The organism is Paraburkholderia sp. RL17-368-BIF-A (assembly GCF_046054045.1).
Classification (GTDB): Bacteria; Pseudomonadota; Gammaproteobacteria; order Burkholderiales; family Burkholderiaceae; genus Paraburkholderia; species Paraburkholderia graminis.
The window spans coordinates 169,012-186,717 of the sequence record NZ_JARESN010000001.1; the positions used below are offsets into that span (position 1 = coordinate 169,012).

Consider the following 17,706-nt stretch of genomic DNA (forward strand, 5'->3'; position numbering starts at 1 on the left):
AGCGGGAGAAATGAGGTGTTTCGTACCCGAGCGGGTACGAAGAGAAGTGGACCGAAGCGGCCGCGAGGGCGAGGACGGCGACCTGCGGCTCGGCGCAGCGGAACGGGCTGCCGCGAAAAACGCGGCAGCCTGTTCTACGGCTCTACCGGCTACGCTCCAGGCGATCAGCCCAACCAGCGCCGTGCGTTCTGGAACACGCGCAGCCACGGGCTTGCGTCGGTGGCGCCCTCGCCCCAGCCTTCCGGATGCCAGCTCATCTGCACCGCGCGGTGCACGCGCTCCGTGTGCGGCATCAGCACCGTGAAGCGGCCGTCCGGCGTCGTGACCGACGTGATGCCGTCCGGCGAACCGTTCGGGTTGAACGGATACTGCTCGGTCGCCTGACCACGGTGATCGATATAACGCATTGCCACCGCGACCTTCGACGCATCGCCCTGCTGCGAAAAGTCCGCGTAACCCTCGCCGTGCGCGACCGCGACCGGAATGCGCGAGCCTTCCATGCCGGCGAAGAAAATCGACGGCGAAGCCTCCACCTGCACGAGCGAAAAGCGCGCTTCGAATTTCTCCGACTTGTTGCGCGTGAACTTCGGCCAGGCTTCGGCGCCCGGGATCATCGACGCGAGGCTGCTCATCATCTGGCAGCCGTTGCAGATGCCGAGCGCGAAGGTGTCCGCACGGCCGAAGAACGCCGCGAACATGTCGGCGAGTTGCGCGTTGAAGCGGATCGCCTTCGCCCAGCCTTCGCCCGCGCCGAGCGTGTCGCCGTACGAGAAGCCGCCGCACGCAACCGCGCCGGCAAAGTCAGCGAGGTTCGCACGTCCCGCGAGCAGGTCGCTCATGTGCACGTCGTGCGCGTCGAAACCGGCGCGGTCGAACGCATAAGCCGTTTCCAGGTGCGAGTTCACGCCCTGCTCGCGCAGGATCGCCACACGCGGACGCGCGCTCTTGCCGACGTACGGCGCGGCGACGTCTTCGGCGGGATCGAACGTCAGCACCGGCGTGATGCCCGGATCGGCGGCGTCGAGCAGCGTGTCGTATTCGGCGTCGGCACAAGCCGGGTTGTCGCGCAGACGCGAAATGCGCCAGCTCACCTCGCTCCACGCGCGATGCAGTTCGACGCGAGGCGCTTCGTAGACCTTCTTCGCATCGCGATAAATTTCGATGACGTCGCGGTCGTTGATCTTGCCGATCACATGCGAGCAGGCCGCGAGGCCATGTTCGCGCAACGCGGCGAGCACCACGTCGCGGTCGGCTGCGCGCACCTGCACCACGGCGCCGAGTTCTTCGTTGAAAAGCGCACGGATCGTGCGGTCTTCGCGGCGGCCGCTCGTCTGCTTCGCCCAGTCTTTGGCGTCGCCGTAATCGGACTCGTGATGCGGGTCGAGCACCAGCATGTCGACGTTCAGCGACACGCCGACGTGGCCCGCGAACGCCATTTCGCAGACCGTCGCCCACAGGCCACCGTCCGAGCGGTCGTGGTAAGCGAGCAGCTTGCCGTTGCTGTTGAGCGACTGGATCGCGTTGAAGAAGCGCTTGATGTCTTCGGGCTCGTCGACGTCCGGCACCGTGTCGCCGATCTGCTGCGTGACCTGCGCGAGGATACTGCCGCCCAGCCGATGCTTGCCGCGGCCGAGGTCGATCGCGATCAGCACCGAGTCGCCGACGCCGTCCGCACCGCTTGCGCGACGCAGTTGCGGCGTGAGATGCCGGCGCACGTCTTCGACGGGCGCGAACGCCGAAATGATGAGCGACACCGGCGCGACCACTTCCTTCGCGACGCCGCGGTCTTCCCATTTCGTGCGCATGGACAGCGAGTCTTTGCCGACCGGAATGCTGATGCCGAGCGCCGGGCACAATTCCATGCCGATCGCCTTGACCGTGTCGTAGAGCGCCGCGTCTTCGCCCGGCGCGCCGCACGCGGCCATCCAGTTCGCCGACAGCTTCAGCTTGTCGAGCGACGCAATCGGCGCTGCTGCGATATTCGTGATCGCCTCGCCAACCGCCATGCGGCCCGACGCCGGCGCGTTGATGACGGCGAGCGGCGTACGCTCGGCCATTGTCATGGCTTCGCCGCGGAAGCCCGCGTAGTCCATCGTCGTGATCGCGACGTCCGCGACCGGCACCTGCCACGGGCCGACCATCTGGTCGCGCGCGGTCGTGCCGCCCACCGAACGGTCGCCGATGGTGATGAGGAATGACTTGCTCGCGACCGTCGGATGACGCAGCACGCTGACCGCGACTTCGGAGAGCGCGATGCCCGTCACATCGACGGCTTGCAGTTTGGACTCGACGCGCTTGACGTCGCGATGCATGCGCGGCGCCTTGCCGAGCAGCACTTCCATCGGCATGTCGACCGGTTGATGCGCGTTGTCGTCCTTCAGTTCAGGATCGATCAGCTTCAGTTGACGCTCGGCCGTGGCCGTGCCGATCACGGCGAACGGGCAGCGCTCACGCTCGCACATGGCCTGGAACGCCGGCAAATCGGCCGGCGCAATGGCCAGCACATAACGCTCTTGCGCCTCGTTCGACCAGATCTCGCGCGGCGACAAACCGCTTTCCTCGAGCTGAATCTTGCGCAGATCGAACAGCGCGCCCTTGCCTGCTCCGTCGACCACTTCCGGAAACGCGTTCGACAAACCGCCCGCGCCCACGTCGTGAATGCTCAGAATCGGATTCTTGTCGCCGAGTTGCCAGCACGCGTTGATGACTTCCTGCGCACGCCGCTCGATTTCCGGGTTGCCGCGCTGAACCGAGTCGAAGTCGAGTTCGGCTGTGTTCGTGCCCGTCGCCATCGAACTCGCCGCGCCGCCGCCCATGCCGATACGCATGCCGGGGCCGCCGATCTGAATCAGCAGTGAGCCTTCCGGCAAGTCGTGCTTGTGCGTGTGCTGATCCGAGATATTGCCGATGCCGCCCGCGATCATGATCGGCTTGTGATAGCCGCGCACGAGGCCCGCCACATTCTGCTCGTAAGCACGGAAATAGCCGCCCAGGTTCGGCCGGCCGAATTCGTTGTTGAACGCGGCGCCGCCGAGCGGTCCGTCGATCATGATTTGCAGCGGCGACGCGATACGGTCCGGGCGGCCATACGCTTCGTACTTATTGTTCGGATTGCGATGCGCGAGCGGCTCGGCGACGTCGCGCGCGTTTTCCCATGCCTCGACGGCGTCGGGCAATTCCAGGTTCGACACCGTGAAGCCCGCGAGGCCGGCCTTCGGACGCGCGCCGCGGCCCGTCGCGCCTTCGTCGCGGATCTCGCCGCCCGCGCCGGTCGCGGCGCCGGGGAACGGCGAAATCGCGGTCGGGTGATTGTGCGTTTCGACCTTCATCAGCGTGTGCGTGAGCTCGACGCTGCGGCGATAGTGCTCGGGCAATTCGTTCTCGCCGAGCTGCTCCGGCGTGCGCGGGAACCAGCGCTCGGCCATGCCGCCCGCCATGATCGCCGAGTTGTCCGAATACGCGACGATCGTGCCTTGCGGATTGAGCTTCTCGGTATTGCGGATCATGTTGAAGAGCGAGATGTCCTGCTTCTCGCCGTCGATGGTCCATTCCGCGTTGAAAATCTTGTGACGGCAGTGCTCGCTGTTGGCCTGCGCGAACATCATCAGTTCGACGTCGGTCGGGTTGCGACCGAGTTTCGTGAAGGCGTCGACCAGGTAGTCGATTTCGTCGTCGGCGAGCGCGAGGCCCAGTTCCGTGTTCGCGGTTTCCAGCGCGCCGCGGCCCTGACCCAGCACGTCGACGGTTTGCAGCGGCCTGGCCGGCAGTTCGTCGAACAGATGCAGCGCGTAATCGCGCGACGGCGCGACGCTCTCGGTCATGCGGTCGTGCAACGCGGCGGCGACGGCCTCACGGGCTTCGTCGGAGAGCGCCTTCTTGCCGCCGAGCAGCCCGCTTTTCAGCGTGACCGTGTACTCGACGCCGCGCTCGATGCGGCGCACCTGCGTGAGCCCGCACAGATGCGCGATGTCCGTTGCCTTGCTCGCCCACGGCGACACCGTGCCGAAGCGCGGCACCACGAGGAACGTCTCTGCGGCGCCGCGCTCTTTGACTTCTTCGAGCGGATGGCCGTAGTGCATCAGCGCCTCGATTTTCGCGTTGTCTTCTGCGGAAAGCGGAGCGTGCGCGTTGACGAAGTGCAGGTATTGTCCGCGCACGCCCGTGATGTTCGGGTCGATGCGCGTGAGCGTTTCGAGCAGGCGGGTTTGACGGAAATCGGAAAGGGCCGAAGCGCCGGGGAAACACGAGAAGTGGGCCATGGACTTGACGTTGCGTCGCTCAATGATGCCGAAGAGTCGCGCGTGATGGCGACATGAGGCGGAAAGGAAGTCCGGGATTATACCCCGGGAACGGGCTTCCAGCGGCCTGCGACGTGGGCTCGCCCGCGCTCCGCGAGGCGCTCTCGGCCATGCTCCGGCGCGCCGCGCGCGGTCGTTGACTGCTATCATTCGCCCTTTCATCAGATCGGTGCGAGCAAGGCGTGGCCTTGCGCCAGCCTCACGTCGCGAGCCGCGCCGGACTTCGTTCCGGAAGTCTTGGCTGCGCGCGAGGTGCGGCCGCGCCGCATGTCACGCCTCGGCGCCTCGCCCCGGCAAATCGAATCAGAACAATGGATGTCATCGTCATTGGCGGCGGGATTGCTGGCGTCGCCACCGCTTATCAGCTACGCGCGGCCGGCCACCGGGTATGCGTCGTCGAGCGCCACGCCACCGTCGCGCAGGGCGCCACCTATGGTCACGGCGGCACGGTCCTGCCGACGCCGCTCGACGTCTGGTTCGGCCCGACCTTCATGGCAAGCCGGCAGAACGCGAAAAACGGCGTGATCAGCAAGCCCGGCTTCAGCGGCCCGGCGCGCCAGTTCGTGAAGAAGCTCGCCGCGTTGCAGGAGCCGGACGAGTTCGGTCATCAGTACGAGATGTTGCGGCCGCTCATCGAGTCCTCGCGCGAGGCGATGGCGGACATGGAAGCGCGCTTTGGCTACGAGTTCGAACAGGCAAGCGGCCTGCTCTATCTGGTGCGTTCCGCGCAGGAGTGGCAGCAGTTGCAGCCCGCGCTCGGCCTGCTGGCGCTGCACCACGTGCCGCATCGCGTGCTCAGTCCCGCGGAATGCGCGGCCTACGAGCATTCGGTGCGCACCGAGCCGGAATTCGCGGGCGGCGTCGTGTTCGATCACGAACGAACCGCCAATTGTCCGCTCTTCACCAAGCTCATCAAGCAGACGCTCGACAACCAGGGCGGCGTGCAGTTCATGCTCGGCTGCGAGGTGTCGTCGATCCGCCTCGACGGCCAGCGCGCGGCGGTCGAACTTGCGTCGCGGCCGGGCGAAACTTCCCGTTCGCGCGAAGTCGACGTGATTCACGCGGACGCCGTCGTGGTCGCCGCCGGTCAAGGCAGTCTCGCGCTGCTCGAGCGCCTCGGCTTGCGACTGCCGCTCTATCCGTTGCGCATTCACACGCTGGTCGCACCGATCGCGCATGAAGAATGCGCGCCGCACGTGGCCATCGTCGATGCGGTCAAGCGCATCACGATCAGCCGCATGAATCACCGTTTGCGGATTGCCGGCGGCGCGGTCCTGCAAGCCGCCAACCAGCTCGACAAGCCGCTTGGCGAGGCGCTGACCAAGGAAGCGCTCGCGCTCCTCGGCCAGGCCACGCACGACTGGATTCCCGGCGCCGCGCGCATCTCGGCGGCCTTGCCGTGGGAAGGCGTCAAGCTGTTGTCGCCGGACGGACTGCCCGTGGTCGGCAATGCGCTGCATCCGCGGCTCTTCGTCAATGTGGGGCATGGGCCCGCGGGCTGGGGCGTCGCCTGCGGAGCGGGCAAGCTGGTCGCGGATCTGATCTCGGGCGAGACGCCGGATCTCCCGGCGGAAACGCTCGCCGCGTTGCGGGCCGAGCGGTTCGGGCAAGGGGTTTAAGCGCTGCGCGGGCCGTGGGACGTAGCCACGGTTTTTGCGAATGCCGTTCGCGCCCGGCCAGCGCTAGCAGTGCCGCCGGTGCTTTGCATGGCCGCAGACCAGCTCGCCTCATCTCACTTCATCTCGCCTCGTCTCATCTCGCCTCGCCAAACTGCCACGCGGCGCGTCCATCGGCACTACCATAGCGATTCCAGAAGCTCTCGCGCCTTACCCAAGGTGCTCGCCCTGTTCTCGCCCTGTTCTCGCCATGACCGATGCCGACCTCACGCCGCCAACGCTGATCCGCCCGCACAACCGCGCGCTGCCGCTGCTCACGCTGACCGATCTGCGGATCGCCGAAACGCAAGCCGCGGCGTCGCTGCCCGCGCACACGCTGATGGACCGCGCCGGCAAGGCGGCCGCCAGCTTCCTGCGCGAACAGATCACGCGCGACACGTCGACGGAAAAATCCCGCCAGCGCGTCTGGCTGATCGCCGGCCCCGGCAACAACGGCGGCGACGCGCTGATTCTCGCGACGCAACTGCACAAGGCGGGCATCGCCACAGAACTGTGCATGCCCGTCGAAGTGAAACCGGACGACGCCCGCTGGGCGCTCGACACGGCGCGCGCGAACGGCGTCTCGATCACCCAGGCGCCGCCTGCTTCGTTCGATGGGTACACGTGGCTTGTCGACGGCATGTTCGGCATTGGCCTCGCGCGCCCACTGGAAGGCGTGTTCGCCGACATCGCGCGCCGGCTTTCGCAGCGCACGCGGGCCCGGCCGCATGGCGGCGGCGTGCTGGCGCTCGACGTGCCGAGCGGTCTCGACAGCGACACCGGCACGATCGTCGACGACGGCGAAGCCGCGGTGCGCGCGACGCACACCGTCACGTTCATCGCCGGGAAGCCGGGTCTTTTCACCGCGCAGGGCCGCGATCTTGCCGGCGCGGTGACGGTCGCGCCGATCGGCATCGACAGCACGGCGCGCGCCTCGATTCGGCTTAACGCGCCGGAACTGTTCGCGACGTTCCTGCCGCCGCGCGACTTCGCGACCAACAAGGGCACGTTCGGCAGTCTCGCGGTGGTCGGCGGCGACACCGGCATGTGCGGCGCGCCGATTCTGGCTTCGCGCGCGGCGCTTTTCAGCGGCGCGGGCAAGGTCCACGTCGCGCTGCTCGGCGCGGGCGCCCCGCCCTACGACCCACCGCATCCCGAACTGATGCTGCATGCCGTCGACGATCTGCCGCTCGACAAAATGGACGCGCTGGCGGTGGGCTGCGGCATGGGCCACGGCGAGCGCGCCACGCGCGTGCTGCGCGACGTGCTGCAACTCGACGTGCCGAAGCTGCTCGATGCCGACGCGCTCAATCTGATTTCGAACGACGCGGCGTTGGCCGCGGCCGTCACCGCGCGCGGTGTCGAAGGCGATCCGTGCGTGCTCACGCCGCATCCGCTCGAAGCCGCGCGCCTGCTCGGCACCGACGCCGCCGGCGTGCAGCGGGACCGCCTCGGCGCGGCGCGCGCGCTCGCTGCGCGCTTCGCGAGCGTGGTGGTGCTCAAGGGAACGGGCACGGTGATCGCCGCCCCCGACGGCCGTCTCACGATCAATCCGACCGGCAATGCCGCGCTCGCGACGGGCGGCACCGGCGACGTGCTCGGCGGCATCATCGGCGCCTTGCTCGCGCAACGCCTGCCGGGCTACGAAGCGGCGCTCGCGGGCGTCTATCTGCACGGACTCGCCGCCGACACGCTCACCGCGCAAGGTCACGGCCCCGCCGGACTGACGGCAGGCGAACTCGCACCAATGGTGCGCAGCTTGATGAACCGCATGTTCTATCCGTCGACGCAATCATGAGTGATGGCGCGCTGAGCGGCATCGCGCCGCGTGCGGCAAGAGGCGTCCTATACCGGGTGGCTAAAGCCCTGCCGCCTGTCACGCAACGCCGCTATACTGAGTGACTGCGTGACCCACTGTGTAGATAGACCGCGCTCAGTAATTATGTTCGCCGCCTGACGCATGCAGTGCCTCGCGAATCGCGATGGATTCCACGAACCGCGGCGAAGCGCTGCATGGTGCCGCAGCTTCTGAAATTTCACCACGAACGCGGCCGTGCGGTCTCGCTCTAACAGCATCGTTGCATCATCCCTGGCGGCGCTTCGCGCGCGCCTTTCTTCGTGCCCCTGGTTAGACGGACGCTATGACCCAGAACTCGCTCCCCTCCTGGTCCTCGCTGCAAACGCATTACGAGCAGATTCGCAATGCACACCTGCGCGACTGGTTCGCCCCCGAGAACGATCCCGCGCCCACGCGTGCCGAACGCTTTGCGTTCGCCGGCGGCGGTCTCGCGGCCGACTTTTCGAAGAACCGCATCACCGACGACACGCTGAAGCTGCTCGTGCAACTCGCCCGCGAAGCCGGCGTCGAAAAGCGCCGCGACGCGATGTTCGCGGGCGAAGTCGTCAATCCGACCGAAGGCCGGGCGGCGCTCCACACCGCGCTGCGCGCGAGCAGCCCGAGCGCGCCGTTCCACGCGCAGGTGCAAGCCGAGCGCGCCAAGATGGCTGCGTTCGCCGACCAGGTGCGCAGCGGCGCGTGGACCGGCTACACGGGCAAGCGCATTCGCCACGTGGTGAACATCGGCATCGGCGGCTCGGACCTCGGGCCGAAAATGGTCGTGCACGCGCTGCATCATCTGGCTACGCCCGAGATCGCCACGCACTTCGTGTCGAATGTGGACGGCGCGGATCTCTACAACGTGATGCAGCAGATCGATCCCGAAGAGACGCTCGCCATCATCGTTTCGAAGACCTTCACCACGCTCGAAACCATGACGAACGCGCGCTCGCTGCGCGACTGGTTCATCGAGAAAGGCTGCCCGGAAAACGCGCTCGCGAAGCACTTCGTCGGCGTATCGGCGAACCCTTCGGAAGTGGTCAAGTTCGGCATTGCGCAAGAGAACGTGTTCGAGATGTGGGACTGGGTGGGCGGCCGCTATTCGCTGTGGTCGGCAGTCGGTCTGTCGATCATGATCGCGGTCGGACCGCAGCAGTTCGGCGAGCTGCTCGCGGGCGCCAACGAAATGGACGAACATTTCCGCACCGCGCCGCTCGACAAGAATCTGCCCGTGCTGCTCGGCATGATCGGCATCTGGTATCGCAACTTCTTCGGCTCGCAGAGCTATCTCGTCGCGCCGTATTCGGAAGCGCTGCACTACCTGCCTTCATATCTTCAGCAACTGGAGATGGAGAGCAACGGCAAGTCGGCGCGTCTGGATGGCGCGATGGTCGACTATCCGACCTCCGCCGTGACGTGGGGCGAGCCGGGCACGAACGGCCAGCATGCGTTCTTCCAGATGCTGCATCAAGGTCCGACCATTGTGCCGATCGACTTCGTCGCCGTGCTGACGCCTGAGCATCCGCTCGTCAATCATCACGCGAAGCTGCTCGCCAACTGCTTCGCGCAAAGCGAAGCGCTGATGCTCGGCCGCACGCTCGAAGAAGCGAAAAAGGTCGCCGGTCCGGACAAGCCGGAGCTTGCGCCGCACCTCGTGTTCCCGGGCAACCGTCCGACCAGTACGCTGATTCTCGACGCGCTCACCGCACGTTCGCTCGGTGCGTTGATCGCGCTGTACGAACACAAGGTGCTGGTGCAGGCGTCGGTCTGGAACATCAATCCGTTCGATCAATGGGGCGTCGAGCTGGGCAAGATTCTCGGCAAGGTGGTTGAAGCCGATCTCACCGCGGCAAGCGTCGATGAAAAGAAACACGATTCGTCGACGTCGGCGTTGATCGCAAGGGCGCGGGCGGCTTTGAAGCGCTGAGATTGGTGCGCTGGTCGAACCGGCGCATTTGCGGTCGGCGTGTTCGATATGCGTTGCGCTGTGTGAAGTAGAAAGCGGGCCTTTAGCGGCCCGCTTTTTTTCGACCTAACGGCATGTGTCGCGCTTACTGGTTGTAGCTCGCTGATGAGCGCGGTGTTAACCGCGCCTCCACCTCGCTCACGCCAGACGCCCCGCTTCGATCGTCACTGTCGTATCGCAGCGGCGCGCCAGTTCGACGTCGTGCGTGACGAGAATCAGCGTTGCGCCATTCGCGCGATTCATCTCGAACATCAGGTCGATCACCGCGTGGCCGGTCGCGGCATCGAGGCTGCCGGTCGGTTCATCGGCGAAGAGAATGGCCGGGTGCGTGACGAACGCGCGCGCCAGTGCCACGCGTTGCTGTTCGCCGCCCGACAGCAGCTTCGGATAATGACCGGTGCGCTGCCCGAGGCCGACCTGCTCGAGCAGCCGGCGCGCGCGCAGCGCGGCCTCGCGGGTGCCGATACCGCCTTGCAGTTCTAACGGCAAAGTGACGTTTTCGAGCGCGGTCAAATGCGGCATCAACTGGAACGACTGGAACACGAAGCCGACCGAGCCGCTGCGCAGTGCCGCGCGCTCGTCTTCGTTCAATGTCGTGAGCTCGCGGCCGAGCAGACGAACCGAGCCGGCGCTTGCGCTGTCCAATCCTGCGAGCAGGCCGAGCAGCGTAGACTTGCCCGACCCGGACGCGCCGACTATCGCGACACTGCTGCCGGCCTGGATAGCCAGGTCGATGTTGTCGAGAATGGTCAGTTCGCCCGTTGCATCCTTAACCTTCTTGCACAAACCCCGCACTTCAATGACTGGATCAGTTTTGTTTAGCATGGTGAGGCGTAGGTTGAAAGTGCGCGCCATCAGGCGTTGCGCCAACGCCATTATTCCGGCAACGAGCTCAGTGGTAATCGGCCCGGTCGTATTGGCCGCGGCCTTGCTATCGGCGAGTTTCGCGGTTCGCGCGGCTAATGTACCCAACGCAGCCAACGCACCGAATGCGCCCGAAGCGGCCAGGCCGGTGATCGTCGTATTGGGCGACAGCATCTCCGCCGAATACGGCCTGCCCCGCGATACGGGCTGGGTTGCGTTGCTGCGCCAGCGCCTGACCGAAGAGCGAATCGATTATAGCGTTGCCAACGCCAGCATCAGCGGCGACACGACAAGCGGCGGACGAGCCCGCTTGCCGGCGCTCATGCAGCGTTTGAAGCCCAGCATTGTGATCGTGGAACTGGGTGCGAACGACGCGTTGCGCGGCGTGCCGCTCGCCACGACCGAAGCGAACCTGCGCACGATCATCGAAGAGGCGCAGCAAGGTCACGCGAAAGTCGTGCTCGTGGGCATGTACGTGCCGCCTAACTACGGCCCCGACTATACGCAAAAGTTCCACGGCATCTATGGCCAGCTCGCGAAGCAACTGCGCGTGCCGCTGGTGCCGTTTCTGCTCGCCGGCATTGCCGACAAGCCCGATATGTTCCAGGCGGACCAGATTCATCCGACGCAGCAGGCACAGCCAGTGCTACTGAACAACGTGTGGCCTGCTGTGAAGCCACTCCTTCGTGCAAGTTCGCCGCGCTAGGCAGGCGGCTAGCAACTTGTGTCCGACATCACGGGAACACGGATCGGCGCGCTCTATCTCACGCTTCGCAATCCCGTGTACCCGGCTCGATTCTGAGCGACTTCTGAGGAGATAACGTGAAATACCTACCGTTAATCGCTTTGACCGTGGCAATTTCTGCCTGCGCCGCTCAACCGCCGGCTGGCGTCCAATCCGTTGGACAAAGCCAGCAACCGCCGAAGGCCGTGGCGACCTGCATCGCGCAAAAGTGGGCGGACGGCTCGCAGCAGCAGGTCGTGTCGCAAGACACGCTCGCTAACGATCAGGCCGTCGACGTGTATGTGCCTGGCCAGCAGCCGCCGAACGGCGCGGCCGCTGTCGTGCGTCCTTCATACTCCGGCAAGGGTTCGTGGGTCGGCTTCCGCGCAAATGGCGCAGCAGGCAGCGACGCCACCGGCGCGATCAGTTCGTGCCTGTAATCGCGAGGCGCTGACGAGCGCCAGGATCGTTCGACGAGCGCTCAGTTGTCGAATGAAGCTTGTCGAATGAAAAGTGTCGCGAAATGCAAAAAGCCCCGCGGTTGCGGGGCTTTTTGCATTTGCGTGCTGCTGACTAACAGGCTGCAACCGGGCTGCAACGAGGCTGCAACGCGAGCCTTACTGGTCGCTTGCCTGCGCGTTGCCGCTGCTTTCGAGCGAGCCGTACAGCTTCACCTTCGAGCGGGCGCGCAGCGCCTCGACATAGGCCTCGGCTTCCGACTGCGATTGCACCTGCGCGATCTGCTGCTGAGCCGCAGCCAGACGCTGCGGGTCCACTGCTCCGCCCGAGACGACCGCGTTCACCCGATAGATCGCGTAACCATCGTCGCCGAGATCGACGCCTACGTAGGCGGGCAACTTTTGCGCGTCCGCCTTGTAGATCGCGCTCAAGGCCGCCGGAGGCATGCCTTGCGCGTCGTTGCGCGACACTTTCAGCGGCGACGAGAAACCCGTGGTCGCCTTCGACTTCTCCAACTCCGCGAGCTTTGCGATGCCGTCCTTATGCGCGGCTTCGTTCGACTGGGCCGCGATGACCTTCTGACGCACCGTGTCCTTGATCGCGTCGAGCGCCGGCACGGCCGCGGCCTTGTAGTCGGTGACGCGCGCCGCGATCAGCGTGTTGCCGCCGACGTCGATTGCCTGCGTGTTGTTGCGCGCATTGACCGAGTCGTTCGCGAACACGGCGGCGAGGAACTTCGCGTTGTTCAGCGGGCTGTCGGGCGGCAGCTTCGGATCGGGCTGCGGCGTGACAGTGGCCGTCTGCAATTGCAGCTTGTACTTGTCGGCAGCCGGTTGCAGGCTCTTCGCCTTCTCATAGACGATGGACGTGAAACCTTCCGAGTCGTCGCTGAACGCCTTGCTGGCGAGTTGGGTCTTCAGGTCGCGCGCGATCTGATCTTTCACTTCGTCGAACGGCTTGGTAGCGGCCGGCTTCACGTCCGTCACCTTGACGATGTGATAGCCGAAGTCCGTTTGCACGATGCCGCTGACCTCGTCCTTCTTGAGCGCGAACACCGCGTCGTCGAACGCCTTGCCGCCTGCGATCATGCCGCGGCCAAAGTAGCCGAGATCGCCGCCCTTCGCCGCCGAGCCGGGGTCTTGCGAGTTCTGTTGCGCGATCTGAGCGAATTGATCAGGATGCGCCTTGATCTGTGCGAGCAACTCGTCGGCCTTCTGCTTCGCCTTGGCCTTGTCGGCCGCGCTCGCGTCTTTCGGCGCTGCGATCAGGATATGGCTCGCGCGCACCTGGCCTTCAGTGCGGTAGTGCGCGATGTTGTCGTCGTAGTATTTTTTCAGCTCGGCGTCGCCGGGCTGCACCGACGCGGCGACCGTGGCCGGCGACATCACCAGATACTGGATGGTCGCCGTGGCCGGCGTCGCGAAGTCGTTGCGATGGGCGTCGTAATAGGCCTGCAACTGCGCGTCGGTAGGCTGCACCTTCGCGGCATAGTCGCGCGGATGGAACGCGATGCCCTGCACTTCGCGCTGCTGCTCGGCGAGTTCGGTCAAATGCTGCGCGAGCGTTTTCGACGTGAAGGCGCTGCCCTGAATGGCGGCGGGCAACTGCTGCGTGGCGATGCTGTAGCGCACGCGCTCGTCGTACTGATCGGGCGTCATGCCCTGCATGGCGAGCAACTGCTTGTAACGGTCGACGTCGATCGAGCCGTCCGGATTTTTCAGCGACGAGATGACCGGATCGTTCAGCAGCACGCGGCGCACGGCGTCGTCGGACGCGGTGAGGTGCAGGCGCTGCGTTTCATCGGCCAGCACGCGTTGTTCGATCAGGCCGTCGAGCATCTGGCTGCGACGCTCCGGCGTGTCGAACGCCTTGATGTCGAACTGCGCGCCGAGCATCTGCCGCGCGCGGTCGAGCTGCTGACGCATCGCGTTGTCGTACTCTGCCCGCGTGATCTTGTGACCGTTGACGCTCGCGACGTTTGCGCTTTCGTCAAAGAAGCCGCGAAAGCCCTGAATGCCCACAAAACCCAGCCCCGGCACAATGACGAGGATGAGCATGAACATCATCAGGCGTTTGTGATTACGGAAAAAATCGAGCATGCGTGAGTGCCAAAAACAGAACGCCCGATCTTACAACAGCGGGCAATAAAAAAGGCGAACCGGAGTTCGCCTTTCAAGGATACTGGCGGAGTGGACGGGACTCGAACCCGCGACCCCCGGCGTGACAGGCCGGTATTCTAACCGACTGAACTACCACTCCTTCTACTACACACTTCTGCATCCTGGCTGCGCTTCTTCTTGCAAGCTGCAGCTTGCCGGGACTGCCCAAATCGCGGCGAAATCGCGGCAAAAAACGAATTGTAGCTGAAGGCGCCGCGTGTCCGCAACTTTTGCGTCCCGAGGTTCGGGCGGCTCCCGATGCGGTTCGGGCAAGGTTCGGCGCGTACCCGACCGGTCCGGCCCACAATCCAATCTCCGTCACTGATCCAGTTAGCGTCACCCAAATGACCGATACCGCCGATATCCGCTTCCTCCTTACCATCCAGCAGAACGGAAGCCTGATCGCCGCCTCGCGCAAGCTCGGCCTCACCGCTTCGGCAGTAACGCAGCGCCTGCAACAGATCGAAAAGAAGCTCGGCAGCAGGCTCGTCGAAAGAACCGCGCGCAAGCTGACCTTTACCGAAGAAGGCACGCTGCTTTGCCTGCGCGGTGCGGAACTGATCGAGCAACTCGACACGCTGCTGGAAGATCTGCGGATTCATCATGGAGGACTGGTCGGCACATTGAAGGTCAATGCGCCGCTCGGTTTCGGCCGGCGCTACCTCGCACCGGTCATTGCCGATTTCCAGCAGGAGAACCCCGACGTCGATGTCGCGCTCACGCTATCCGACCAGCCGCTCACCGAAGCGGCGGACCGGTTCGACGTCGTGGTTCATATCGGCGAGTTGCGCGCATCCAATCTTGTCGGCCATACGATCGCACCCAATGCGCGGTTCGTCTGCGCGTCGCCTGCTTTCGTGAAGCGTTTCGGCAATCCCGAACGGCCTGACGATCTGGCGGGACTGCCGTGCATCGTCCTTCGCGAAAACCAGGAAGACGTGTCGCTGTGGCATTTCAGCAAAGGCAAAACCGGCCGCAGCGTCCGCGTGACGTCGAAACTCAGTTGCAACGACGGCGACGTGATCCGCCGATGGGCGTGCGAAGGGCGAGGCGTCATCCTGCGTTCCGAGTGGGATGTCGCGGACGATATCCGGCAAGGCCGGCTGGTGAGGCTGCTGCCCGCCTGGAAAGCACCGGATGCCCACGTGATCGCGCTGACTCACAACCGTTCCGGCTTGCCGAGAAGAACCCGGAATTTCATGCAGTATCTGCAGGCGCGCTTCAAGCCGCTTCCGCCGTGGCGCGTTTGAGCGCGCATCACATGTTCATATTTTTTGAATCATTGAGTTAGCGCAGCTAAATTCACAGCGGGCTGCTAAAACCTATAATCGAATCGTCTCTGGATTCCGATTGGTTATCAACGTCCATGTCCGCGAAAGATTCCTCACTTCAGCCCGGCTATCCGAACGCCGTCCTGTTCGACCTGTTGACCGCCCTGCTCGATTCGTGGACGCTCTGGAATCGTTGCGCCGGCTCCGAACAGGCAGGCAGAGCGTGGCGTGCCGAGTACCTGCGCCTCACCTACGGCTGCGGCCAATACGTCGAGTACGAAACGTTGGTCAAGCGCGCGGCGCAATACGTCGGCCTTCCCGACTCCGCGCCGCAAGCGCTCGAAGATAACTGGCTCGAACTGACGCCGTGGGAAGGCGCATTGGCTGCGCTGCAACAGCTACAACCTCACTGCAAGCTCGCAGTGGTCACCAATTGTTCGGCACGACTCGGCCGGCAAGCCGCCTCGATTCTGCCCGTGCAATGGGACGTGGTAGTGACAGCAGAAGAAGCCGGCGCCTACAAGCCCAGCCCTCGTCCCTACGAGTTGGCGCTCGACGCGCTGAACGTGCTGCCTCACCAAGCGGCATTCGTCGCGGGTTCCAGTTACGACATGTTCGGTACGGCTGCCGTCGGCTTGCGGACGTACTGGCATAACCGGATCGGCCTGCCGCTCGTCGCCGGCGCACAGCGGCCGGAAATCGAATCGCCGGCACTCGATTCTCTCGCCGCCTGGGCGAGCCACTTCACGCCGAACAAACCGCAAACATCATGACGCTAGACTCACAGGAAACGCCCGCAGCCATCGTCGATGTCCGCAAGATGAAAAAGAATATCGCCGCGATGCAGGAGCGGATGAACGCCCTCCGCGTGAAATTCCGCCCGCATGTGAAAACGTCGAAATGCGTCGACGTGGCACAGGCGCAGATCGCCGCCGGGGCTCGGGGCATCACCGTTTCCACGCTGAAAGAGGCGGAAAATTTTTTCGCGGCCGGCATCGTCGATATTCTTTATGCGGTCAGTATCGTTCCGTCGAAGCTGCCTAGAGTCATGGCGCTGCGGAAACGGGGATGCGATCTGAAGATCGTCGTCGACAATGCGAGCGCCGCGCTCGGCATCGTGGAGTTCTGCAAAACAGCGGGCGAATCGCTGGAAGTGTGGATCGAAGTGGATACCGACGGCCATCGCTCCGGCCTCAAGCCAGAAGAAGATGCGCTGCTGGAAATCGGCCGCATTCTGCACGCGGGCGCGATCAAGGTCGGCGGCGTGTTGACACATGCCGGTTCGAGCTACGAATTGAATACGCCCGCAGCGTTGGCGGCGCTCGCTGAACAGGAACGCGCCGGCTGCGTGCGCGCCGCGCAACGCCTGCGCGCGGCCGGCATTCCGTGCGAGAGCGTGAGCGTCGGCTCCACGCCGACGGCGCTCGCCGCACGCAGCCTCGAAGGCGTCACCGAAGTGCGTGCCGGCGTCTACGCATTCTTCGATCTCGTGATGCACAACGTCGGTGTTTGCGCGATCGACGATATCGCGCTGAGCGTCCTGACCACGGTGATCGGCCATCAGGAGGACAAATCGTGGGTGATTGTGGATGCGGGCTGGATGGCCATGAGCCGTGACCGCGGCACGTCGAAGCAGTCACGCGATTTCGGCTATGGACTGCCGTGCACGCTCGACGGCACTCCGCTCGACGGCTATCTGATGATCGGCGCAAACCAGGAGCACGGCATTCTTGCACCGGCCGATGCCGGCCACGCTCCTGATCACGGCGATCTGAAGGCCCGCTTTCCGATCGGCAGCCGGCTGCGCATCCTGCCCAATCACGCGTGTGCAACGGGCGCGCAGTTCCCCGAATATCACGCGCTGCAAGCAACGGGAGAACTCGCCGTGTGGAGCCGCCTGCATGGCTGGTGAAACTCGCGGACCTGCTTGTGAGCCCGCGCCCGTGGCTAGCCAAACCGGTCCGGATAGAGCGCCGCGCTGCCGTCGAGATTGCCGGTTTGCGCGTAGATCAACGGCTCGCCGTCGCGGCGAATGATTGCTCCATCAACGACACGGCCGATGACCAGGCGATGATCCCCCGCCTCGACGTCGTTCGCCACTTCGCACTCGAAGTGCGCGAGCGCCTCGAGGAGCAAGGGCGCACCCGTTCGGCCCGGTTGCCACGACACGGACGCGAGTTTGTCGACGGTGCGGCCCGACTGCGTGCCGAAGTGTTCCGCGAGCGGCTGCTGGTCCGCACTCAACACGTTGATGGCGAAGACCTGGCCGCTTCGCAGCAGTTTGTACGACTCGTGGTCCGTGCCGATCGTGATCGCGACGAGCAACGGCGAAAACGAAACCTGCATGATCGAACTGGCGGTGAACGCGTTGCGTCGATTACCATCCGCAACGCCGACGACATACACGCCGGCCGTCAAATGCCTGAAAAGTTCTGCGATGCGCTCGCTCATCGTGGACTCCTCTTAAGTGCGA

The 17,706-nt window shown here is 64.8% G+C and carries 12 protein-coding genes and 1 tRNA gene; 8 read left to right on the forward strand and 5 right to left on the reverse strand.

The genetic code is table 11. The features are described 5' to 3' along the window. Positions 1-164 precede the first annotated feature (164 nt). Complete coding sequence (gene purL, locus P0D87_RS00715) at positions 165-4,259, reverse strand: phosphoribosylformylglycinamidine synthase (protein WP_053858074.1); 4,095 nt, start codon at positions 4,257-4,259, stop codon at positions 165-167. 350 nt (positions 4,260-4,609) lie between these two features. Here purL and P0D87_RS00720 point away from each other — a divergent pair, with 350 nt between their 5' ends. From P0D87_RS00720 to pgi, 3 genes are all read left to right on the forward strand, one after another. Then, positions 4,610-5,917, forward strand: a complete 1,308-nt coding sequence (locus P0D87_RS00720; RefSeq protein WP_053858073.1) for an FAD-dependent oxidoreductase — start codon at positions 4,610-4,612, stop codon at positions 5,915-5,917. 247 nt (positions 5,918-6,164) lie between these two features. Continuing rightward, positions 6,165-7,751, forward strand: a complete 1,587-nt coding sequence (locus P0D87_RS00725) for a bifunctional ADP-dependent NAD(P)H-hydrate dehydratase/NAD(P)H-hydrate epimerase (protein ID WP_053858072.1) — start codon at positions 6,165-6,167, stop codon at positions 7,749-7,751. A 343-nt stretch (positions 7,752-8,094) separates the two neighbouring features. Continuing rightward, positions 8,095-9,717, forward strand: coding sequence for a glucose-6-phosphate isomerase (pgi, locus tag P0D87_RS00730; protein WP_053858071.1), 1,623 nt, complete (start codon positions 8,095-8,097; stop codon positions 9,715-9,717). A 177-nt stretch (positions 9,718-9,894) separates the two neighbouring features. On the opposite strand, the gene P0D87_RS00735 is transcribed toward pgi, so the two are convergent. Next, positions 9,895-10,581 carry an ABC transporter ATP-binding protein gene (locus tag P0D87_RS00735; protein WP_029968371.1) on the reverse strand — a complete coding sequence of 229 codons (687 nt, stop codon included), beginning with the start codon at positions 10,579-10,581 and terminating at the stop codon, positions 9,895-9,897. Here P0D87_RS00735 and P0D87_RS00740 point away from each other — a divergent pair. Together P0D87_RS00740 and P0D87_RS00745 are read left to right on the forward strand one after the other, a co-directional pair. Then, positions 10,580-11,326 (forward strand): arylesterase, encoded by a 747-nt coding sequence (locus P0D87_RS00740; RefSeq protein WP_053858070.1) that lies wholly within the window; start codon positions 10,580-10,582, stop codon positions 11,324-11,326. The two genes, P0D87_RS00735 and P0D87_RS00740, sit on opposite strands and share 2 nt — an antisense overlap. A 116-nt stretch (positions 11,327-11,442) precedes the next feature. Then, a complete protein-coding gene (locus tag P0D87_RS00745; RefSeq protein ID WP_006048947.1) occupies positions 11,443-11,784 on the forward strand; it encodes a hypothetical protein in 342 nt (113 codons plus the stop codon). 177 nt (positions 11,785-11,961) lie between these two features. Here the strand turns inward: P0D87_RS00745 and P0D87_RS00750 are convergent, their stop codons facing one another. Together P0D87_RS00750 and P0D87_RS00755 are read right to left on the reverse strand one after the other, a co-directional pair. Next, positions 11,962-13,902 carry a SurA N-terminal domain-containing protein gene (locus tag P0D87_RS00750; protein WP_053858069.1) on the reverse strand — a complete coding sequence of 647 codons (1,941 nt, stop codon included), beginning with the start codon at positions 13,900-13,902 and terminating at the stop codon, positions 11,962-11,964. Positions 13,903-13,985: 83 nt separating this feature from the next. Next, positions 13,986-14,062 (reverse strand) — tRNA-Asp (locus P0D87_RS00755). Between the two features lie 244 nt (positions 14,063-14,306). Between P0D87_RS00755 and P0D87_RS00760 the strand changes: the two genes are divergently transcribed. The 3 genes from P0D87_RS00760 to P0D87_RS00770 all read left to right on the forward strand — a co-directional run bounded on the left by P0D87_RS00760 (position 14,307) and on the right by P0D87_RS00770 (position 17,145). Next, positions 14,307-15,212 (forward strand): LysR family transcriptional regulator, encoded by a 906-nt coding sequence (locus P0D87_RS00760; protein ID WP_053858068.1) that lies wholly within the window; start codon positions 14,307-14,309, stop codon positions 15,210-15,212. Between the two features lie 116 nt (positions 15,213-15,328). Beyond that, entirely contained in the window at positions 15,329-16,006 is a 678-nt protein-coding gene (locus tag P0D87_RS00765) for an HAD-IA family hydrolase (protein ID WP_053858067.1), read from the forward strand. After that, positions 16,003-17,145: a DSD1 family PLP-dependent enzyme gene (locus P0D87_RS00770; RefSeq protein ID WP_053858066.1), complete on the forward strand. Its 1,143-nt coding sequence runs from the start codon at positions 16,003-16,005 to the stop codon at positions 17,143-17,145. The genes P0D87_RS00765 and P0D87_RS00770 overlap by 4 nt, the downstream gene beginning before the upstream one ends. A gap of 35 nt (positions 17,146-17,180) precedes the next feature. Here the strand turns inward: P0D87_RS00770 and P0D87_RS00775 are convergent, their stop codons facing one another. Continuing rightward, complete coding sequence (locus P0D87_RS00775) at positions 17,181-17,684, reverse strand: flavin reductase family protein (RefSeq protein ID WP_053858065.1); 504 nt, start codon at positions 17,682-17,684, stop codon at positions 17,181-17,183. Between the last annotated feature and the right edge of the window lie 22 nt (positions 17,685-17,706).